Source organism: Pseudomonas sp. AL03 (assembly GCF_029960815.1).
Taxonomy (GTDB): domain Bacteria; phylum Pseudomonadota; class Gammaproteobacteria; order Pseudomonadales; family Pseudomonadaceae; genus Aquipseudomonas.
This window is the reverse complement of the sequence record NZ_JASBRE010000008.1, coordinates 53823-74554: the sequence shown is the minus strand read 5'-3', so window position 1 is coordinate 74554 and position 20732 is coordinate 53823. Positions and strand designations below refer to the sequence as shown.

Here is a 20732-nt window from a genome sequence, read left to right as displayed (position 1 = left end):
ATCAGTCCGTCAGGGCGTTGCTGACCTGGCTGAGTTCCTGATTGCGGGCCGAGTGCTGAGCGGCTCGGTGATCCTTGGCCAGGTAGGTATAAACGGTGGGCAGGATGAACAGCGTGAACAGCGTGCCCACCAGCATCCCGACCACAATCACCAGACCCAGGCTGAATCGGCTGTGGGCACCCGCACCGCTGGCCAGCAGCAGTGGGATCAGCCCCACCACCATGGCGGCGGTGGTCATCAGAATCGGCCGCAAACGGATAAGCGCCGCCTGCTCGATGGCTGTGCGCCGGTCGAGTTGCTGGTTCTGTTGCAGTTCGTTGGCGAACTCGACCATCAGGATCCCGTGCTTGCTGATCAGACCGATCAGCGTCACCAACCCGATCTGGGTATAGATATTGACGGTGGCGTAGCCCAGGTACAGCGGAATCAACGCGCCGCAGATCGACAACGGCACACTGATCAGAATCACCAACGGATCGCGCAGGCTCTCGAATTGCGCTGCCAGTACCAGGTAGATCACCAGAATCGCGAAGGCGAAGGTGATCATCAACGCGCCGCCTTCCTGAACGAATTGGCGGGCATCCGACAGCCAGTCATGGGTAAAGCCGGCAGGCAATGTCTGGGCTTGCGCGGTCAGGAATTTTACCGCATCGCCGATGCTGACACCGGGCGCCGGAACGGCTTGCAGGGTGGCCGAGTTCAGCTGGTTGAACTGGGTCAGCTTGTTCGCTTCCACCGCCATCTCGAAACTGACCAGTGTCGACAGCGGAATGTGTGCGCCGTTGGCCGCCTCGACGTATTGGCCCACCAGCAGCTCGCCGGACATGCGCTGGTTGCGCGGCACCTGCGGGATCACATCGTAGGCCCGACCATTGAGGGCGAAGCGGTTGATGTAGTTTTCGCCCACCAGCACCGCCAGTGAATCACCGATCGCCTGCATGCTGATGCCCAGATCGTTGGCCTTGGTACGGTCGATCTTGATGTTGACCAGCGGGCTGTTGAAGTCCAGATCGCTGTCGACTACAGCGAACAGTCCGCTAGCGCGCGCCGCTTGCTTGATGCGTTCCAGTTCTTCGAACACCACGCGGTGATCCTGGGAGCTCTGAATCACCATCTGCACCGGCAGGCCACCGGTGGAACCCGGTAATGAGGGCAGTTGGAAGGCAAAGATGCTCATGCCTTCGATCTCGTTCGCTTCCTGCTGCACCTGGGCCTGAATGGTGTCGGCGCTGCGGGTGCGTTTGTCCCATTCGCTGAGGTTGGCGCCGCCGAATGCGCTACGTGGTCCGTCGTTGCCGACCACGACCCAGGTCATGTCGGTTTCCGGGTAGGTGCCCAGCAAGGTATCGAGTTTGCGCGAGTAGGTTTCGGTGTAGTCGATGTTGGCGTATTGCGGGGCCTTGGCCACCGCCAGCACTTGTGCCTGGTCTTCGCCGGGGGCGAGTTCACGCTGGGCGTTGAGGTAGAGAAATGGCAGGCTGGCGAACACCAGCACGGCAATCACAGCGGTGATCCACGAATGGTGCAACGAGAAGTCCAGCACCCGGCCGTACTTGTCGCCCAGCCAGTGGAAGAACCGTTCCGCGCCACGGGCCATCACGCCTTCGTTGGACTTGCTGGTGAGCAGCAACGAGCTCATCAGCGGCGACAGCGTCAAGGCAACGATCCCGGAGACGATCACCGCCCCTGCGAGGGTAAAGGCGAACTCTTTGAACAGTGCGCCCGTGAGGCCGCCCATCAGGCCGATGGGTGCGTAAACCGCCGCGAGGGTGATGGTCATGGCGATCACTGGACCACTGATTTCCCGTGCTCCCACCATCGCCGCATGCAGCGGTGACTTGCCTGACTCAATATGTCGGTGGACGTTCTCCACCACCACAATGGCGTCGTCCACCACCAGCCCGATCGCCAGCACCATCGACAACAGGGTCAGCAGGTTAATGCTGAAGCCGAACAGGCTCATCATCGCCGCGGCGCCGACCAGCGACAGCGGAATCGTCACCAGTGGAATCAGTACCGTGCGCATCGAACCGAGGAACAGGAAAATCACCACGGCAACGATGACCACCGCTTCCAGCAAGGTGCGCATCACTTCGTCGATGGACGCCTTGATAAAGCGCGCGACCTCGAAAACGATGTTCATGGTCATGCCCGGCGGCAGGGTTTTCTGCACTTGAGGCATCATGTCCTCGACCCCTTTGACGATGGTCAACGGGTTGCCGCTGGGCGTCGGGTGCAGGCCGATGAAGACGCTCTTCTCACCGTCCATGATGCCGCTGGTTTCATAGGCGGTGGCGCCCAGCTCGGCAGTGCCGATGTCACTCAGACGGATCAGCGTGTCGCCCTTGCTCTTGATCACCAGCTGTCGAAACTGCTCGACACTGGTCAGATCGGTGTTGATGTTGATGTTGGCCGAAACGTATGCACCCTTGGTCTGGCCGGGGGCTGCCTGGAAGTTGTTCTTGCGGATCGCCTCGGCCACGTCGCTGGCGGAGATATTACGCGCCGCCATGCGCACCGGGTCCAGCCACAGGCGCATCGCCAGGGTCTGACCGCCAAGCACTTCGGCATTGGCGACGCCGTCGATGGAGGAATACAACGGCTGGATCACCCGCGACAGGTAATCGGTAATGGCCGGCAGGCTGATATCCTTGCTGGAGAAACCGATGTAGATCACCGCTGTGCCTTCGCCGGAGGATTTGGCGATCACCGAGTCATAGGCGCCTTCGGGCAGGCGGTACTTCACCTGATTGACCGCCGCCATGATTTCCGTCAGCGCCTTGTTGGAGTCGGCGTTGAGTTTCAGGCGGATGCTGATCAGGCTCTTGCCTTGAGTCGAGCTGGACGTCAGGTAATCGACCCCGTCGACCGAGGCCACCGCCTGGGAAATCGGTTGGGTGACGAACCCCTGCATCAGCGAGGAGCGGGCGCCGGGATAGTTGGTGGTGACGGTGATGGTTGCGCTTTCCAGTGCCGGATACTGGCGTATCGGCAGATTGAGCAGCGCCAGAACGCCGAGCATCACGATCAGCGCGCTGACCACCAGCGTCAGCACGGGACGACGAATAAACAGGTCGGTGAATTTCATACCGGAACAGAGCCTTCTTCTGTTGCTCGTTGGCGAAGGGAACGCTTCATTGCTTTTGCGCCATATCCAGGAGCGGGCCATTGTTCTGGGCCATGGCATCCTCGGTGATGCGCACCGGCATGCCATTGCTCAGCTTGATCTGGCCGGAAATCACCACGCGCTCACCGGGTTTGATCGCATCGAGTACGACGATGCGATCGCGATGACGGGGGCCGACCTTGACGAACACCTGCTCGACCTTCAGTTGGCCGCCATTGTCGCGCACCACAAACACCGAGTTGCCGTAAGCGGTGTAGTTGATCGCGGTTTCCGGCACGGTCAGGGCGGTGGTCGGGTTGGGCAATGAAATCGTGACGTCGGCGAACATCCCCGGTTTGAGCAATAGGTCAGGATTGTCCAGCGTGGCCTGGACCTGCATGGAGCGGGCGCCCGGATCGATCTGCTGTTCGAGGGTGCTGACAATGGCCTTGAACAACCGGTCCGGGTAGGCGTCGACGCGCAAATGGACCTCTTGGCCAGGTTGCAACTGGGCCGCGGTCTGTTCCGGCATCGGGAAGTTGACGAACAGGCGCGAGAGATCGGTCAGGGTCACCACCGGATCACCGGGGTTGAGGTACTGGCCCAGGTTGGCCCGGCGAATACCCAGGACCCCGGCGAACGGTGCGCGGATGGTCTTCTGATTGATCACCGCCTGGACGCCGGCGATATCCCCGCGCACTTGGTCATAATTGGCCTGAGCCTGATCCAGTTGCGATTGCGTGGAGGCCAGCAGCAAGACTTTGCGGGTGCGCTCCAGGGCCAGCCGGGCGTTCTTGGCCTGGGCCTGTAGCTTGCTCATGTCACCCTGCTCGGGTTCATCATTGAGCTTGATCAGCACCTGGCCGGCGCTGACGCTTTTGCCGGAGGTGAAGTTCAGTTGCACGATCCGCCCGCCGACTTCCGGCGAGACCTGGACCTGATTCACCGCTTCGAGGGTGCCGACGCCGGAAAGCTCCACCGGGATCGGGCCGGACACCACGCTGGCCACGGCCACCGGGGTCAGCGCGGCCACTGATGCGACAGGCTTGTCGGCCTTGCCGCTGGCCAACAGCGGGGTGAAGGCGGCAATCCCGATCGCCGCTGCCAGCGCAGTGCCGCCGCTGAGCCAATAAGTCATTTTCATCTCAGTTGTCCTCGAGAACCGGAAGGTTGTCAGCAATGGCTTGCTGCATTTGTGTGAAGTTGTCGCACAGCGTGTCCAGCGACAGAGCCCCCGGTATCATCCACATTCCTTCGACCACGAGGCTCGGCACCGAGCTGATGTTCAGGGCCAGGCCTCGGGCGAGATCGTTTTCCAGGTCACTCAGCGCGTGCTGGTGCAGGTACTGGGCGAAGTATTCCGCGGTGAAGCCTTGCTCCTCGGCCACTTCGAGGATGGTCTGCAGGCTGCCGATGTTGCGGCTCTCCACCAGATGGGCGTGCTGCAGGCGGTCAAACATCAGTTCGTGGGCCTTGGGTCCGGCCAGGGACTGGGCGGTCTGACAGGCTTTGGCGGCCAGCAGGCCCGAGGGGTATTCAAAATCCTGTTGGCGCATGTCTTCGATATTGATGCGCTTGACCTCTTCGGCATTTGCGCACTGTTCCCAGTGCTGGAGGATCACTTCCTTGGCCTGGGGCATCGAACCGAAACGCTGGATCATCTGCGCGTTGTTCGATTGCAGGACGAAACTGCGATGCTCGATATCCAGATCGAACTCTTCGCTCAACGCTTTCAAACGAGGGCCCAGTACAAAGCACCAACCACACACAACATCATGAAAATATTCAACTTTTAGAGGCTTCATGGGGGACTTCCTGAAATCAATGAGATGGCAGGACTATCCCTTGGCGGGTGATGAACAAAAAAGCGACTTTTTTGAGGTATATCCACCCATGGTGCTCATCATCGGGCGGATAGCTGTCGTAGTAGACAGGTATGGGGTCGGGCGGAATCACGGAGCGATCTTGTTTGTGCTGAGCTTTTCGTGAGCAGGTCGGGATGAATGCGGCATAGGCGCTGTATGAAAAATAAGTAATGTTTCCTGAAAAGTGACTGTACTCAGTTACCCTTTTTACTGGCCTCAGTGTCTGTTGGCTTTCGTCGAGATGGAGTGATTTTTTAGCAGTGTTTGCTTACTTTTGATCGCCCTTAAATCTTGAATCACTCGTCTACTCTGCGTGCACAGACCAGGAGTCTGTCGTTATCAGCAGTCGCAAGGAGCGAACCATGTACTTTGAGATTTACAGGCAGTCGCGAGGCACTCCGCTTACCGGGAAGGGCCTTGCTTGCACGTGATCGGGTTGATAAAAAGCGCCCACAACGAAACGTCGGTGAAGGAAATCTAGGCAGTACCTGCGGGTGTGTTGAAACGGGGCTGCTCAGGCTGTCAGCGCAGACGGATTCAGAAAGTACGATGCATCCAGGTCATTAGCTATCATGAATACAGCGCAAATCACCGGATGACGGAGGAGTGCATGAACAGGTGGCGACGTCTTTGGGTGTTTGTGAAGCTGGTGGCAGCATTTTCGGCCTGCCTGACCGTTGCTGTTGAGGCTTTTCGCTACCTGTTGGAAAGCCCCGACGCAGCGCAACTTCATCCTTTGAGCATTGTGGTTGCCGGGCTTATCTTTGGCTTCATCACCTATGGAATCCTTTCACTGATTGATAGGGTTGTACGGGGTTTCCTACCCCGTCCTGACCCAGTCGCCACTACGGCAGCACCACTTGAGGAAGATCCAGTGCTGATGCAGGAACAGCCTCTGGCCTTGTCAGCTGACGATTCAACTCAGCAGAAAAGTTAGTCAACTGACGTCGGAACAGGTAACGCTACAGCGTAAGAAAATTAAGCCAGTTTCTGGGAAAACTTACTCAACCCAGTCACTCTATTTACCAACCCCCGTATCCATTGGCCGCCCCGCGAATCAAGGATATTTCTCCGAAATATCCGCTGACATTGAAACCCGTTGCCTCAAAAAATCCTCATCTATTCTGGTTTCGCAGGTCACTGATCTGCCGTAATCAGCAATCGCAAGGAGCGAGCAATGTATTTTGAGATTTACAGGCAAACCCGTGGCATCGCACAGACTGGCAAAGGTCAATGGCGGTGGCGTTTGAGGGCGGGAAACAATGAAACGATTGCCAGCGGGGAGGCTTACGTCAACAAGGCTGATTGTGTGCATGCCATCAGTTTGATCAAAGGGACCCACGATCAGACGCCGGTCAAGGAAATCTAGGCTTCAAGCGGTGAAGCTGCTCAGTCAGAGTAGCTTCGTTTAACCGGGCGGTCTTACGGTTGCGACTGTCCCAGTTTTCTTTTGATCAGTTCGTAGACGCCTTTGCCCTAAACATTGCTGAGCTTAAAGTCGTAAGCGCTTGCCGCCAGATGAACGAAGAAATCAGGAAGAGGATGTAAGACGAGGCCGCTGTCTGAATTTGGATTAAACGCAAACTGCTTGAGTCGCATAGACGCCGATTGCGCCACCTACCTAAACTGTTATCAGATTTGGGAGCGGGGGCAGTGGATGAATCGCAACGAACTACGCAAGGCCGACATCAACCTGATGGTGGTGTTTGAAACGCTGATGCTCGAACGCAACGTCACCCGGGTGGCGGAGAAGTTGTTTCTCGGTCAGCCGACCATCAGTTCGGCGCTCAATCGCTTGCGCACGATGTTCAACGATCCGCTGTTCATTCGCGTCGGCCATCGAATGGAGCCGACGGCGCGGGCCGAGGAGATCATTCTGCACCTGTCGCCGGCCCTGGATTCGTTGTCGGTGGCGTTGAGCCTGACCCATGATTTCGACCCCGCCAGCAGCACCATGACCTTTCGAATCGGGCTGTCGGACGATGTCGAGTTTGGCCTGTTGCCACCGTTGCTGCGTGCCCTGCGCCAAGAGGCACCGAAGGTGGTGTTCGTGGTGCAGCATGTCGATTACTGGCGGATCCCGGATTTGCTGGCATCGGGCGATATCACGGTGGGTATCAGCCAGACCCGTGGCTTGCCAGCCAACGCCAAGCGCAAGTTGTTGCGGCACATCCTGCCCAGCATTTTGCGCGCGGATGCATCGGACACACCGCTGACGCTCGATGAATATTGCGCGCGACCGCACGTGCTGGTTTCCCACACCGCCAATGTCAGTGGTTACGCCGATGAGTGGCTGGCGGAGATTGGTCGTACGCGTCAGGTCGTCCTTTCCGTGCCGCAATACAGCTCGCTGCCGGCTTTGCTCGCGGGCACCGATCTGATCGCCAGCCTGCCGGACTATACGGCTGAGGCCATGGCGGCGTCCGGCCAGCTGTTCCAGGAGCCGTTTCCGTTCAAGACACCGACACTGGATCTGTCGATGGTCTGGCTCAGCCATGTCGATACCGACCCCGCCGAGCGCTGGTTGAGGTCGAGGCTGGAGGCGTTCATGAGTGAACGTGCGGTGTTGCCGCTGCCCGAGTGAGTAGGGCAACGCTGTGTTATATGTATGACCTTTCTGCCAACCTTGAGGAGCTCAGTCATGCCTCACCTGCACATGGAATACACCGCCAACCTGCCCGAGCTCAATGCCGACGTGGCGTTGATCCGGCTCAACAATACGTTGGTGGCTTCCGGTGAGTTTGCTGCCGAATACGACATCAAGAGCCGAGCGGTGAAGGTCGAGTCGTTCAAGGTCGGCACGGCGTTAGGTGAACGGGCCTTCGTGCATGTGAAACTGGCACTGCTGAGCGGTCGCTCGGCGCAGATCAAGAAGCAGTTGTCCGAAAGTCTGCTGGCGGTGGTGCAGGACTTGTGTGAATGGCCGATGGACGTTGAAGTCCAGTTGGCCGTGGAAATCCTCGACATCGATCGAGAGTCCTACACCAAGATTGCCATCAGCCCCTGAGTTTCAGGTCATTTCCTGCTCGGTGCAGGCTTTGACCACTTGTTCGCGCAGCCAGGTGTTGGCACTGTCCTGATCGACATTCTGGCTCCACTGCATGTCGAGGCTGAAACCCGGCAAGTCGTCAGGCACTTCGCAGTGATTGAAGATTGCCTCGTTGGCCAGCAGTTGCTGGATGCGCCGAGGCAGGGTCACGATGAAGTCGGTACCGGTGATCATCTTCAGTGCCGCGCTGTAGCTGTTGGAGCGCGCGACGATCTGCCTTTTTTGCGCCTGCTGCGCCAGCCTGCCGTCGACCATGTTGGTGGTGGATGTCCAGGGTGTCGGGAACACGTGCCGGCGTTCTGCAAAGGCTTGCAGGCTTAAACGCGGCTCCGGCGGTGTGGCCCGTTTGTCGAAGACACAGACCAGGTCATCTTCCAGCAGCCTCCGGGATTTGAAATCGCCGTGACTGCGATGAAAGTTCGGGCCGAAGCAAATCACCAGGTCGAGGCTGCCGTCGCGCAGTTCTTCGGCCGGGATGTCGGTTTCGAACTTGTGCATGTTGACCATCACCGGAAGGTCGGCGAAATCGAAGCTTTTCAACAGACGCGGCAGGATCAACTGCTCGAAGTATTCAGGTGCGTAGATATTGAAGGTGACCGGTTGCCGGGTCGGGTCGAACGCCTGGGCACCGGCGTGACACAGGTTGATGCTTTCGAGGATCTTCAGCACGTGGGTGTACATGGTGCTGGCTTTGTAGGTGGGGCGCATACCCGCGCGGGTATTGATGAATAGCTCGTCTTTGAAACTGGTGCGCAGTTTTTTCAGGCAGTAGCTCACAGTGGACTGGCTGACGCAGAGCGCCTCGGATACACCGGTGACGCTGCTTTGCTCATACACAGCGATAAACACCATGAGGTCCTGCATATCGAGCTTTCTAAGCAAGTTACTGTTCAGCATCCGTTCCGTCTCGCTGTGCTCCTTGCGCTGACTGTGCGCAAACTTGTGCGAGTGATCCTAACGGAACGATGGTGCCAGGAGAATGCCCTGTAGGAACTTTCATGGAAAGTTGTGGGGCAGTTCCAGATGCCTTCAACCCTGACCGGCTGCAGGCGTTTCATGATGTGGGTTCCGGGTCATGGGATGTGTTGGGCGTAATGTCGCGGATCGAAGCGCAAGACCATCAGGATCATCAGTGCCATGACGCCGGTCAGTGACCACCAGGCCCATTCGAAGCGGCCGAACCGATTGCCTATCAACCCGGCAATCAGTGGCGAGAGACCGGCAATCAGATAGCCAATGCCTTGCACGAACGCGGTCAGGCCGCCGGCACGCTGGGGATTATCCAGATGATCCAGGGACACGATGAGGCTCAACGGGAACAGTCCGCCGATGACGAGCCCTAACAGACATGGCCACAACAGGCTCAGGTGTTGCGGGCTGAGAATAAGCCCGCAGAAACCGGCCATGATCAGCGCCAGCAACACCACTAGCACCACGCGTCGGTCTCGGCTGCGGTTGGCGATGGCCGGTGTCAGCAGGTCGGACAACACTTCCATGGCGGTCAAGAAACCCAGCAGCAACCCGGCGTTTTGCTCGCTCCAACCCTTTTCGACTAGTACGGCGCCAGCCAGGCCAGCACACAGGTGTAGGACGCCGTGCCCAGTCCGAAGAAGATTGCAAGTAACCAGGCGCGGGAGTTGCCGAAGAAGGACCCATTGCGTTGCGCCTGAGCAGGCTGCGCCGGCATCCTTTCGTGCTGCATGGACCCAAACAGCAACGCTACCAGCACCCGCGTCGCCCAGATCGCCAAGCCCATGCGCCAGCTGCCGGTGCGGATCATCACCCGCGGTGCAAACGACGCGCGCGAGGTCTGCAGACCGCAAATCAGAAAGTCCGGAGCAGTATTTAGACATTAAATACAACTGTGTGAAGCCGAAAGGCGCGAACAATGTTTAGCGAGTCCGCAACCAAAGTTCTTCAAATCCCGATTTAACGACTTAACCTCCCGTGTGACGCTGCTGGTCATCTGTTCTCTGTGGTTTTTTCTATGGACGGTTGTCCCGTCACACTTCCCTCCGAATTAGCCTTCTGGGCGCTGTGGCACTGCCGTCACGCGCGCCCACCGGATTCCTGCATTTCCCGTTGATTGTTCTTACAGGTCCCGCGCTGCGCGCCGGGATCAAAGTGGCGGCGCCTGTGCGTTTGCCTGACGCGGAAATAAGAGAATTCCCATGAGTTTTGCCACGACATCCTTCGCCTCCAAGCAAGAAGCCCTGATCTTTCTTGAGCAGAACCCGGATATCGAGATGTTCGAGTTGTTCATCCTCGACAACAACGGTGTACCTCGGGGCAAGTTGCTGCATCGCGATGAATTGCTGGCGGTGTACGAAAGCGGGCGGCCATTGCCGAGCACCATTCTTGGCCTGACCATCAACGGCGATGACGTGGAAAACTCCGGCCTGGTCTGGGACGTTGGCGATGTCGACTGCCGGGCTTACCCGATCAGTGGCAGTTTGAAGCGCATGCCTTGGCGGCTGATTCCTACGGCGGCGGTGCAAGTCAGCATGCACCCGAAGGATGGCATGCCCGCGACGATTGCCGATCCACGGCATCTGCTGGCGAACGTCATCGAAGGCTTGAAGGCCGACGGTTATTACCCGGTGATGGCGGCGGAGCTGGAGTTCTACCTGCTGGATCAGCAGCGCGACAGCGACGGTCGGCCGCAGCCGGCGCGGGATGTCGATGGCGGGCGGCCCCGTGGGACTCAGGTCTACGGCTTGCGTGAACTGGAACAGATCGAGCCGTTTCTGGCTGATCTCTACAGCGCCTGCAAGCTCCAGGGTATTCCGGCGCGCACGGCGATTTCCGAATACGCGCCGGGGCAAGTGGAAATCACCCTCGAACACCGCACCGACGCCTTGCAGGCGATGGACGAAGCGGTGCGCTACAAACGGCTGGTCAAAGGCGTGGCCCACAAGTACGGGATGACGGCGTGCTTCATGGCAAAACCGTTCGATGACTTGGCGGGCACTGGCATGCACATGCACGTCAGCCTGGCGGACAAGGAGGGCAACAACCTGTTCGCCAGCGAAGCCCCGGACGGCACGCCGCTGCTCAAACAGGCGGTCGGCGGGATGCTCAGCACCTTGCTCGATTCGTTGCTGCTGTTCTGTCCGAACGCCAACTCTTACCGCCGTTTCCAGACCAACAGCTACGCACCACTGGCGGCCACCTGGGGCGTGGACAACCGCACCGTGAGTTTGCGCGTGCCCGGCGGGCCGGCGTTTTCCCGGCATATCGAACACCGCATCTGTGGCGCCGACGCCAACCCGTATCTGGCGGCTGCGGCGATTCTGGCCGGGATCCATCGCGGTATACGCGAACAACTCGATCCTGGCGCGCCGGTGGAGGGCAATGGGTACGCCCAGGCCACGGAACTGTTGCCGACTGACTGGCTGACCACGTTGCGGGCGCTTGAAGGTTCGAGCTGGGCACGGGAAGCGTTCGGCGGTGAGTTCCTCGGCGTTTACCTGGCGGTAAAACGTGCCGAGTATCGACAGTTCATGGGCGAAGTCGGCGAGCAGGACTGGCGCTGGTATTTGAATCAAGCCTGAACAGAACCTGAACCATTCTCAAATAAGTTAAAAGTTTTGGCCTAGTGCCATGAGCCAACTAATCGTTGGCTTCTTTTTCACAAAAAATTGATGGTTGGCTGCCTAAAGTTAGTGCTGTCGCGGTAAATGAAATTTTCACATTTACCGAAGGCCCTTCTTTTCAGGAACAGCCGATCATCATGTTGAAGATTAAAGCCGTGCGCCCCGAGTGGGTGACACTGATTGCCAGCGCCTTTCTATTAACGGGCTTCAATCTTGTTCTCTGGCAACACCTGTTTGAAATCACGGCGTCTGACGGTAAGGGCATCGTCATTCGCGTGGCTTTCGGATTGATGATCCTGGCCGCTTTTAACATTGTGCTGACCCTGCTGGCTTTCCGGCCCGTGATGAAACCGATCCTGACGCTGATCTTCATGGTCAGTGCGGGCGTGGCGTACTTCATGAGCCAATATGGTGTTTTGATTGACACCGGCATGCTGCGTAACTTTGCGCAAACCAATGCGACGGAAGTGCGTGACTTGCTGTCATTGAAATTGCTTGTTTATATACTTTTGCTGGGCGTTTTGCCGTCGTTGTTGTTGTGGGGGATCCCGGTTAATTATCGCCGCTGGCACCGTGAGCTAATAAGTAAAACACTGGTAAGTGTCGCGTCGGTTGCCGTGATCGGAGGCGTTGCACTGGTTAACTATCAGGGCCTGTCTTCGTTGTTTCGCAATCACCATGAGTTGCGCCTGATGATAGTACCCAGCAACTACATCGGTGCCTCGGCTGGCTATCTGCGTGAGCAGGTCGCGTCGGCGCAACAACCCTTTGTCACGCTCGGTGAAGATGCCCAGCGAACTCCGGCCTGGCAAACCCATGGCCGCAGATCCCTGACGGTGCTGGTGGTGGGCGAAAGTGCCCGAGCCGAGAACTTCGGCATTCTGGGGTATGACCGCGACACCACACCCAAACTGAATAAAGAAGCTGGCCTGATCGCTTTCACCAACGTGCATTCCTGCGGGACGGAAACAGCGGTGTCGGTGCCGTGCATGTTCTCCGACATGGGCCGCAAGGATTACAACGCCAGTAAGGCAAAGAATCAGGAAGGCCTGCTGGACGTGCTCAAACGCGCGGGTCTCGACGTGATCTGGCGTGATAACCAATCGGGCTGCAAAGGCACGTGCGATCGGGTCACCCTCGACGACGTCAGTAACCTGAAAGACCCGGTGCTGTGCGCCAATAGCGAATGCCGCGATGAAATCCTGCTGCAAGGTTTGCAGCACTTCATCGATACCCTGGATAAAGACACGGTACTGGTGTTGCACCAGATGGGCAGTCACGGTCCGGAGTACTTCAAGCGCTACCCGAAAGAATTCGAACGCTTCACCCCGGTTTGTGAAAGTAACGCTCTGAACAATTGCAGCCGCGAAAGTATCGTCAATGGTTACGACAACACCCTGGTGTATACCGATCACGTGCTGTCCACCCTGATCGATTTGTTGCGTAAAAATCAGGACAAAGTCGATACCGCGATGCTCTATTTGTCGGACCACGGCGAATCCCTGGGCGAGTACAACTTGTACCTCCACGGCACGCCTTACATGCTGGCGCCGGAACAACAAAAGCATGTCGCGATGTTGGCATGGTTTTCCGACAGCTATCAAAAGTCGTTCTCGGTGGACGCCCATTGCCTGCAACTGAGTCGTGAGAAGCCCTTGAGCCAGGACAATCTGTTCCATTCGATGCTTGGTCTGCTGGAGGTCAGCAGCAAGGTGTACAACCAGAATCTGGATATGTTTGCCGGATGTCGCGGTGCGGTGATTGACGGCGTGTTGGCCAAAGAATGAGCGTTCCCACCTTTTTTTCACGCCCCGGCCGCTAACCTGCGGCTGGTAGAGTTTCCCCCAAGAGCCCTTGCACATGTCCGCTCAACCCCCATCTGCCATCGAGCTTGAGATCGCCCGGCGCTACGATCAGGAGCACGCCCGCGTCTGTCTTCAGTCGCAACCGCGTGGCCTGGCCGGGCGGTTGACGTTCTGGCGTAAAGAGCAACTGGTGCGCAACGCGCTCAAGGTTGCTGGCGAGCCAGGCCTGGTTCTCGATTTGGCCTGTGGTGTCGGGCGCTTTTGGCCGGTATTGGCCGAGCATGCCAACCGGGTGATCCTTGCGGCCGACCCGTCTCAGGACATACTCGACCATGCCCGTACCCATCATCCGCAAAGTCTGCTGAAACGGGTCAAGACCTTTCAGAGTTCAGCGTTCACAATTGGCTTATCGGCGAACGCGGTTGACTGCATTTTTTGCATGCAGCTGTTTCAACACCTCGCCAGCCCCGAACATCGTTTGGCCATGCTTAAGGAGTTCCATCGGGTCAGTCGCGATACGGTGATTGTGGCGGTAAAGGTCGATGCTCATTTCAAAGGCCAGCGCTCGGATGCACAGGGCGCTCCGGCCCGACAGTTGGCCAGCAAGGCCGAGGTGGAAGCCGAGTTCAAGCGCGCAGGTTTGCGCTTGCTCAGTCATCAAGACTTCCTGCCCGGCTGTGCGCGGATGCGGGTCTACGTCCTGCGTAAGGCCAGCTAGGCTCCGCTTGTCAGACATTTCTTGCTGTCAGGCAGGCTTTTTCGCTAAAGCTCTTGTTCAGTGGATGCGCGGAAATCGCCGGGGGCGATATATACTGCGCGCCATTCTTCAAGGGAGAGCCGTGTGGCCATCGATATTCACTGGATTCGCGACAACGATAGCCTCGGTCAGTTTTGCGCCGAGTGGCAGCAGCTGCCATTCGTTGCCCTCGACACCGAATTCATGCGGGTCGACACCTTTTATCCGATCGCAGGCCTGCTGCAGATCGGCGATGGCGTACGCGCTTACCTGATTGACCCCCTGACCATCGACAACTGGCAACCTCTGGCCGCGTTGCTGGAAAACCCGGCCGTGGTCAAAGTCGTCCATGCGTGCAGCGAAGACCTCGAAGTCCTGCTGCGCCTGACCGGCAGCCTGCCGGCGCCACTGTTCGACACTCAACTGGCCGCCGCTTACCTGAACCTGGGTTTCTCCATGGGTTATTCGCGGTTGGTGCAGGAAGTGCTCGGCATCGATCTGCCCAAGGGCGAGACCCGTTCCGACTGGCTGCAACGCCCACTTTCGGAGACTCAAATCAGCTACGCCGCCGAAGATGCCTTGCACCTGGCGGAAGTTTTCGTACAGCTTCGTCCGAAGCTTTCTGACGACAAGTACGCCTGGGTCCTGGAAGACGGCGCCGAGCTGGTGGCCAACCTGCGTCGCGAAGTTGATCCGTATGAGGTCTATCGCGAAGCCAAGCTGGCCTGGAAGCTCTCCCGCGCCCAACTCGTGGTGTTGCGTGAACTGTGCGCCTGGCGCGAGCGCGAAGCCCGTGCCCGTGATCTGCCGCGAAATCGCATCGTTCGTGAGCATTCGCTGTGGCCGCTGGCGCGGACTCAGCCGGACAACCTCGGCGCGTTGGCGAAAATCGAAGACATGCACCCGCGTACCGTGCGTCAGGATGGCGAATTTCTGCTTGATCTGATCAAGCGCTCTGGCAGTGTGTCGCCAGACCAATGGCCGCCAGCAGTGCCGGAGCCATTACCGGTGGACGCCGCCGCCCTGGTCAAACAGCTGCGTGCGATCGGCCAGGCCGAAGCCGAGCGCCTGAACATTGCGCCAGAGCTGATGCTGCGCAAGAAAACCCTGGAAGCGCTGCTCAAGAGCGGCTACCCCAATGGTCCTTACCAATTGCCTGATTCGCTGCGTGGCTGGCGCCGCGAATTGATGGGCCAGGCGCTGCTCGACAGCCTGGCCACCGCCGGAGAACAGCCTTGAAACGTATTTGCTCCATTTATCGAAGCCTGAAGAAAAACGAGATGTACCTCTATGTGCTCAAAAGCGATGCACTGGAGCGCGTTCCGGAAAGCCTGATGGCCGCCTTCGGCAAACCGCATCACGCCTTCGACCTGGTGCTGACCCCCGAGCGCAAACTGTCGCGCGAGGACATCACCGTGGTGCTGGAAAACCTTGAGAAGCAGGGTTATCACTTGCAAATGCCGCCGGCCGAAGACGAGTACATCGAACACTTGCCGGAAGAATTGCTGCGACGTAACGACCCGATGTGATCGGCAGACAGGCTCTGTTCAGAGCCTTTATGAAACACTGGAATGATTTTGGCGATGGCCAGGGCGATGGGGCGATACTCCGTCGGTGGCCGTCTGCACTGTTTTCGAAAGGTTTGAACCATGCGCGTTCTGATAGCTGAACACGACCACCCTGTGTACGCCCAGCTGTTGCGTCAAGCAGCGCCTGACCTGGAAGTGCTGACCAGCGGTGACTCCGCCGAACTGGCCAGCCAGGCCGCCGATTGTCCGATCTGGCTCGGTCAGCCGGACCTGCTGGCGACCCTGCTGCGTCAGGGCCACGAGCCACAATGGCTGCAATCGACCTGGGCGGGCATCACGCCGCTGCTGGCCGACGGCTTGCCTCGGCACTATCGCCTGACCCGGGCGGTGGGGATTTTCGGTCAGGTCATGGCCGAATACGTGCTGACCTACATGCTTGGCCACGAGCGCGAAGTGCTGCCGCGGCTGGTCAGCCAGGTCGAGCGCAGGTGGGACAGTCGCCAGGGCCAAAGCCTGGCCGGCCGCAAAGTGTTGATCGTCGGCACCGGTGACATCGGGCAGACCGTGGCACAGTTCCTCGTGCCGTTTGGCGTCGAGTTGTACGGCGTCGCCAGCGAAGCCCGTGAGCAGACGCCGTTTGTCGAAGTGGGGGCGCTGGCTGATTTGCCGCGTCTGGTGGGTGAAGTGGATTACGTGATCAATCTGCTGCCGAATACGCCGAACACCCACGACTTGTACGACGCGGCGCTGTTCAAGCAATTCAAACCGACCGGTTTGTTCATCAACGTCGGACGCGGCGTGGCAGTGGTCGATGCGGACCTGGTGGAATCCTTGAAAGAAGGGCATCTGGCCGGTGCCGTGATCGACGTCTGCCGTCAGGAACCGTTGCCGCAGCGTCACCCGTTCTGGACGGCGTGGGGCTTGCTGCTGACCGGCCACAGCTCGGCACCGACTTCGCCATCGATGATGGTGAATCTGTTTGTCGAAAACCTGCGGGCGTATCAGGCGAGTGAGGCGTTGCGCGGGGAAGTGGATTTCAATCGCGGCTACTGAGTACACCGCAATGATCGTTCCCACGCTGCGTGGGAGCGATCGGGTGGAGCGCGGTTAGAGGGTGAAGTCGCCTTCGGCGGCCAACTCGCTCAGCGGACGACGCGGGCTCGGTTCTTCACGCGCTTGCAGGTAATCCGCCAGCGTTGCCTTATCGCCCAGTTTGCCCACCGCCACCGCCGCGTGCAGCGCATAACCCTCAGGAATGTTCAGCGCTTTGCGGGTCAGTTCCTGGTCGAAACCGGCCATCCCGTGGGTGTGCCAGCCGCTGATGCTCGCTTGCAGCGCCAGATGGCCCCAGGCCGAACCGGTGTCGAAGGTGTGCCACAGCGCCGGGGTTTCTTCGGTGGCGCCAGGCACTGCGAAGGTGGTTTTCGAGATCACGATCACCAGCGCCGAGGCGTGTTGCGCCCAGCTGCGGTTGAATTCGTTCAGCAGCCCCAGATAGCGCTCCCAGTTTGGCGTGTCGCGACGCGCATACAGAAACCGCCAAGGCTGCGAGTTGTAAGCCGATGGCGCCCAGCGTGCGGCTTCAAAGAAGCTCAGCAGGGTCTCGATGGGGATCGCTTCACCGGTGAAGGCGCGGGGCGACCAGCGATCAGTGAACTGAGGGTGGATGGCATAATCGGCAACGCGTGGATTAGCACTCATCAAGACATTCCTTGCTACGTTTGAACGTGAGGGGCGACGCAAAACCCTACTGGGCGGCGCAATAACTGGCAAGTCCGGTTCTACCGGCAGTCGCCAATGCTTGGCCGACAACGGCCTTGGCACTAGACTGGCGGCCTTTTCACCACCTGATGTTGATGCTTGAGCCATGGCCGCCAAAGTCGAACCGTTCTGGATACGCAAAACCCTCGATCAACTTGATCAAGAGGAATGGGAATCGCTGTGCGATGGCTGTGGCCTGTGCTGCCTGCAAAAGCTCGAGGATGAAGACGACAACAGCGTTTACTACACGCGCATCGCCTGCAAACTGCTGGACCTGAAAACCTGTCAGTGCACCGATTACCCCAACCGCCGCGATTTCGTCCCGGACTGCATCCAGCTCACACCGGGCAAGGCCGATGAGTTCAAATGGTTGCCACCGACCTGCGGCTATCGATTGGTCAGCGAAGGCAAGGACCTGCCGCTCTGGCATCCTCTGGTGTGCGGTGATCGCGATGCGGTGCACCACGAACGTATTTCCCAGTCCGGGCGCATGCTCGCCGAAGGCAGCGTGGCTGAAGAGGATTGGGAAGACCATCTGATATTCAGGGCGGGTTGAACGCCTAACGTTTCACGAAGGAGTGTGTATGGCTGTGGGATTGCGGCTGGCGTTGGCCTTTGGGCTTTTTGCCCTGAGTTCGCCCGTGTGGGCGGCGAAGAAGGTCGATCTGGATTACCACGTTCGCCTGTTCCCGCAAAGTGATCAGGCTGAAGTGCGATTGACCCTGGCCCAGGGTTCGGCAGTGCGCAGTCTGGATTTCGACCTGGGTGACGGCAGCCACTACAGCGACTTCAAGGCCGATGGCCAATGGCAGCTCACGCCGGGCAAACAGGCCCGTGGTGTCTGGCGTCCGGCCGCCGACAAGGCCAGCCTGACCTACCGCGTACGCATCAGCCACGGGCGCAAGAGCGGCAGCTTCGACACGCGCATGACACCAACTTGGGCGCTGATGCGCGGCGATGACCTGGTGCCGGCGGCCAAACTCGATCAGCAGGATGGCATCGAGTTGGTTTCGCGGCTTGAATTCGAATTGCCCACCGGCTGGAAAAGCGTTGAAACCGCCTGGCCGCGGACCGGCAAGAACAAGTTCCGGGTCGATAACGTTTCTCGCTTGTTCGACCGGCCCACGGGCTGGATGCTTGCGGGCCACCTCGGCAGCCGTCGCACGCGGTTAGGGGAAACCGAGGTCACCGTCGCCTCGCCTCAAGGCCAGGGCATGCGCCGCATGGATGTCCTGACGCTGCTGACCTTTATCTGGCCGCAAGTGCAGGCGGTGTATCCCCGTCATCCCACCAAACTGTTAATCGTCGGTGCCAACGACCCGATGTGGCGTGGCAGTCTGGCGGCACGTGAATCGATCTATCTGAACACGCGTCTGCCGCTGGTCAGCGAAAACGGCACCAGTGCGTTGGTGCGGGAATTGGCTCAGGTGTTCGGGCGGATCAACGACAAGCAGCGCAGTGACTGGATCAGCGAAGGATTTGCCGAGTATTACGCCATCGAACTGGTGCGCCGCGCTGGCGGCATGAGTGATGAGCGGTATGAGAGTTTGCAGAAGAAGTTGGCCAAGGACAGCCAGAAGGTCAGCACATTGCGCGGTGAACAGGCCAGTCCGGCGCAGGTCTCGAAAGCGGTCGTGTTATTGCAGGAACTGGATCGCGAAATTCGTCTGAAGACCCGCAACAAGCGTTCGCTGGATGATGTATTGCAAGGAGCGATGCATCTGGAGAGCGTGGATACCAAGGAATTTGTTCTGCTCAGTGAGAGCGTTATTGGCGAGTCCTCCAAAGTCCTCGATACCGAGTTGCTGCAGTGATCGTTCCCACGAGCGTGGGAACGATCGTCGCCTGGATCAAACCCCGGTTTTTGGCGACGTCAAAGAATCATTGCCCGTTACGGTAGCGGTATTGGTCGCCGCTTCAGCATTCGCCTTCAACCGGTTCAGCTCTTCACCCGCCCGCTGAATCTTCACCCGTACGTTGTTCATGTCCTGACGGCTTTTCTCAAGCAGGCTTTTCACCGAACTGTGCCCGGTAATCCCACGCGCCAGGGCCACACCGCCGATCGCCACTTGAATCAACCCGAAAACGCCGCCGCGACGCAGGCCCTTGCCGACCATCACCACACCGCCGGCCAGGGAAGCAATGCGTTCCCAACCCTCAACGTTCTGGTCAGTGTGAGTCTGGAACGGGGTGGATTCGATGCGTTCTACGCGTTTGAGATCGCTCATGATCTGTCTCCTGGCTGGAATAGCTGCTTCAACAATAGATAATTAAGCTGACTGCCGAGGTGGGCGGCTTGTTCCATCGGATGTTCGGTGAGTCAGCGAAACTTCGCCCCGGAACGGGTGTTGAGTCCCTTGGACAGGCGGTCATAGAGCACGACGTTGACGGTGGCCGCCAGGTTCATGCAGCCGGTGGTCGGGATGTAGACCACGTCTTCGCACCAGTCACGAATCTCTTTATCCAGCGAGCCGTCTTCCGGGCCAAAAATGTACAGCGCGCGGTCCGGGTGCGTGTATTCCGGCAGCGAACGGGCGCCGTCCACCAATTCCACAGCGACCGGGACGCAGCCCAGCGGCAGGATTTTTTTCAGGTCGTCGATGCCGATCAGCGGAATGTCGTAGTGGACTCGCTTGGTGTCGGTGACGAAGTCGGCGGCGCGTTCATAGCGCTTGCCGGTGTAGAACACGGACGCCACGCCATAACAGCCAGCGGCGCGCATCACCGAACCGACGTTCTCCGGTGATTTGGGGTTATACAAACCAATGCAGCTGTACCGTTTGTCTGCCACGAGCGGGTGCCTTCGGGGAAAAAACGGCGATTATACGGGGATTGGGGGAGGGGTGTTCGGTGATCGCTCCCACGCTCTGGTGGGAACGATCATGCGGGGCTCAGTCTTCTTTCTTCATCAACCCCGCCAACGCCGCAAACGGGTTATGCGTCGCTTTGGCGATTTTCGGCGAGCTCAGCGAGCCTTCACCAAAATACTGCTGGTCGGTGTACCGCGAGTGTTCGTTGTCGTGGCAATACAGGCACAACAGCTCCCAGTTCGAGCCGTCCTGAGGGTTGTTGTCGTGGTTGTGGTCGCGGTGGTGCACGGTCAGTTCGCTCAGGCGCTTGCCGGAAAACTCACGGGCGCAGCGACCGCACACGTGCGGGTACATTTTCAGGGCCTTGTCGCGGTAACCCATTTCCTTGTCGCGCTGGTTGTCAGCAAGGATGCGGTCCAGCTTCGACGTGTTGGACGGAGGCGTTGACGAACTCATGGGTTCACCTTTGTAAAAG

Annotated in this window: 20 protein-coding genes and 1 pseudogene; 12 read left to right on the top strand and 9 right to left on the bottom strand. The window is 58.8% G+C overall.

The features are described from left to right. Nucleotide 1: 1 nt before the first annotated feature. The 3 genes from QK293_RS10380 to QK293_RS10370 are packed head-to-tail and all read right to left on the bottom strand — an operon-like array spanning nucleotide 2 to nucleotide 4911. Nucleotides 2-3088 carry a MexW/MexI family multidrug efflux RND transporter permease subunit gene (locus QK293_RS10380; RefSeq protein ID WP_282377161.1) on the bottom strand — a complete coding sequence of 1029 codons (3087 nt, stop codon included), beginning with the start codon at nucleotides 3086-3088 and terminating at the stop codon, nucleotides 2-4. 46 nt (nucleotides 3089-3134) lie between these two features. After that, on the bottom strand, nucleotides 3135-4250 hold the full coding sequence (locus tag QK293_RS10375; RefSeq protein WP_282377160.1) for an efflux RND transporter periplasmic adaptor subunit: 1116 nt from the start codon (nucleotides 4248-4250) through the stop codon (nucleotides 3135-3137). 1 nt (nucleotide 4251) lies between these two features. Further along, the gene (locus QK293_RS10370) at nucleotides 4252-4911 is read right to left on the bottom strand and encodes a DsbA family protein (RefSeq protein WP_282377159.1); all 660 of its coding nucleotides are present in this window, start codon (nucleotides 4909-4911) and stop codon (nucleotides 4252-4254) included. Between the two features lie 670 nt (nucleotides 4912-5581). On the opposite strand from QK293_RS10370, the gene QK293_RS10365 reads away from it, so the two are divergent. From QK293_RS10365 to QK293_RS10350, 4 genes are all read left to right on the top strand, one after another. Then, the gene (locus QK293_RS10365) at nucleotides 5582-5908 is read left to right on the top strand and encodes a hypothetical protein (protein ID WP_282377158.1); all 327 of its coding nucleotides are present in this window, start codon (nucleotides 5582-5584) and stop codon (nucleotides 5906-5908) included. A gap of 240 nt (nucleotides 5909-6148) precedes the next feature. Further along, nucleotides 6149-6340 carry a DUF1508 domain-containing protein gene (locus QK293_RS10360; protein ID WP_282377157.1) on the top strand — a complete coding sequence of 64 codons (192 nt, stop codon included), beginning with the start codon at nucleotides 6149-6151 and terminating at the stop codon, nucleotides 6338-6340. 288 nt (nucleotides 6341-6628) lie between these two features. Continuing rightward, complete coding sequence (locus QK293_RS10355) at nucleotides 6629-7555, top strand: LysR family transcriptional regulator (protein WP_282377156.1); 927 nt, start codon at nucleotides 6629-6631, stop codon at nucleotides 7553-7555. A 57-nt stretch (nucleotides 7556-7612) separates the two neighbouring features. Beyond that, complete coding sequence (locus tag QK293_RS10350; protein WP_282377155.1) at nucleotides 7613-7978, top strand: 5-carboxymethyl-2-hydroxymuconate Delta-isomerase; 366 nt, start codon at nucleotides 7613-7615, stop codon at nucleotides 7976-7978. A gap of 3 nt (nucleotides 7979-7981) precedes the next feature. Here QK293_RS10350 and QK293_RS10345 read toward each other — a convergent pair whose 3' ends face one another. Together QK293_RS10345 and QK293_RS10340 are read right to left on the bottom strand one after the other, a co-directional pair. Then, nucleotides 7982-8917 (bottom strand): LysR family transcriptional regulator, encoded by a 936-nt coding sequence (locus tag QK293_RS10345; protein WP_282377153.1) that lies wholly within the window; start codon nucleotides 8915-8917, stop codon nucleotides 7982-7984. Between the two features lie 176 nt (nucleotides 8918-9093). Further along, nucleotides 9094-9821, bottom strand: a pseudogene (locus tag QK293_RS10340) (MFS transporter); the annotation flags it as partial. 370 nt (nucleotides 9822-10191) lie between these two features. Between QK293_RS10340 and QK293_RS10335 the strand changes: the two are divergent. The 6 genes from QK293_RS10335 to QK293_RS10310 all read left to right on the top strand — a co-directional run bounded on the left by QK293_RS10335 (nucleotide 10192) and on the right by QK293_RS10310 (nucleotide 16739). After that, nucleotides 10192-11574: a glutamine synthetase family protein gene (locus QK293_RS10335; protein ID WP_282377151.1), complete on the top strand. Its 1383-nt coding sequence runs from the start codon at nucleotides 10192-10194 to the stop codon at nucleotides 11572-11574. A 179-nt stretch (nucleotides 11575-11753) separates the two neighbouring features. Continuing rightward, a complete protein-coding gene (locus QK293_RS10330; protein ID WP_282377150.1) occupies nucleotides 11754-13403 on the top strand; it encodes a phosphoethanolamine--lipid A transferase in 1650 nt (549 codons plus the stop codon). Between the two features lie 73 nt (nucleotides 13404-13476). After that, on the top strand, nucleotides 13477-14139 hold the full coding sequence (locus QK293_RS10325) for a class I SAM-dependent methyltransferase (RefSeq protein ID WP_282377149.1): 663 nt from the start codon (nucleotides 13477-13479) through the stop codon (nucleotides 14137-14139). Between the two features lie 123 nt (nucleotides 14140-14262). Then, nucleotides 14263-15396 (top strand): ribonuclease D, encoded by a 1134-nt coding sequence (gene rnd / locus QK293_RS10320; protein WP_282377148.1) that lies wholly within the window; start codon nucleotides 14263-14265, stop codon nucleotides 15394-15396. Then, nucleotides 15393-15686: a YcgL domain-containing protein gene (locus QK293_RS10315; protein WP_007898694.1), complete on the top strand. Its 294-nt coding sequence runs from the start codon at nucleotides 15393-15395 to the stop codon at nucleotides 15684-15686. The genes rnd and QK293_RS10315 overlap by 4 nt, the downstream gene beginning before the upstream one ends. A 120-nt stretch (nucleotides 15687-15806) precedes the next feature. Further along, on the top strand, nucleotides 15807-16739 hold the full coding sequence (locus QK293_RS10310; protein ID WP_282377146.1) for a D-2-hydroxyacid dehydrogenase: 933 nt from the start codon (nucleotides 15807-15809) through the stop codon (nucleotides 16737-16739). 54 nt (nucleotides 16740-16793) lie between these two features. Here the strand turns inward: QK293_RS10310 and QK293_RS10305 are convergent, their stop codons facing one another. Next, nucleotides 16794-17387 (bottom strand): nitroreductase family protein, encoded by a 594-nt coding sequence (locus QK293_RS10305; RefSeq protein ID WP_282377145.1) that lies wholly within the window; start codon nucleotides 17385-17387, stop codon nucleotides 16794-16796. A gap of 166 nt (nucleotides 17388-17553) precedes the next feature. On the opposite strand from QK293_RS10305, the gene QK293_RS10300 reads away from it, so the two are divergent. Both QK293_RS10300 and QK293_RS10295 read left to right on the top strand, forming a co-directional pair. Continuing rightward, nucleotides 17554-18003 (top strand): YcgN family cysteine cluster protein, encoded by a 450-nt coding sequence (locus QK293_RS10300; protein ID WP_282377144.1) that lies wholly within the window; start codon nucleotides 17554-17556, stop codon nucleotides 18001-18003. 28 nt (nucleotides 18004-18031) lie between these two features. Continuing rightward, on the top strand, nucleotides 18032-19261 hold the full coding sequence (locus QK293_RS10295; RefSeq protein WP_282377143.1) for a hypothetical protein: 1230 nt from the start codon (nucleotides 18032-18034) through the stop codon (nucleotides 19259-19261). A gap of 36 nt (nucleotides 19262-19297) precedes the next feature. On the opposite strand, the gene QK293_RS10290 is transcribed toward QK293_RS10295, so the two are convergent. From QK293_RS10290 to QK293_RS10280, 3 genes are all read right to left on the bottom strand, one after another. After that, nucleotides 19298-19675 carry a DUF2892 domain-containing protein gene (locus QK293_RS10290; RefSeq protein ID WP_282377142.1) on the bottom strand — a complete coding sequence of 126 codons (378 nt, stop codon included), beginning with the start codon at nucleotides 19673-19675 and terminating at the stop codon, nucleotides 19298-19300. A gap of 92 nt (nucleotides 19676-19767) precedes the next feature. After that, nucleotides 19768-20238 (bottom strand): RNA methyltransferase, encoded by a 471-nt coding sequence (locus QK293_RS10285; protein WP_129441984.1) that lies wholly within the window; start codon nucleotides 20236-20238, stop codon nucleotides 19768-19770. A 100-nt stretch (nucleotides 20239-20338) separates the two neighbouring features. Then, complete coding sequence (locus tag QK293_RS10280) at nucleotides 20339-20713, bottom strand: YajD family HNH nuclease (protein WP_282377139.1); 375 nt, start codon at nucleotides 20711-20713, stop codon at nucleotides 20339-20341. Nucleotides 20714-20732 lie beyond the last annotated feature (19 nt).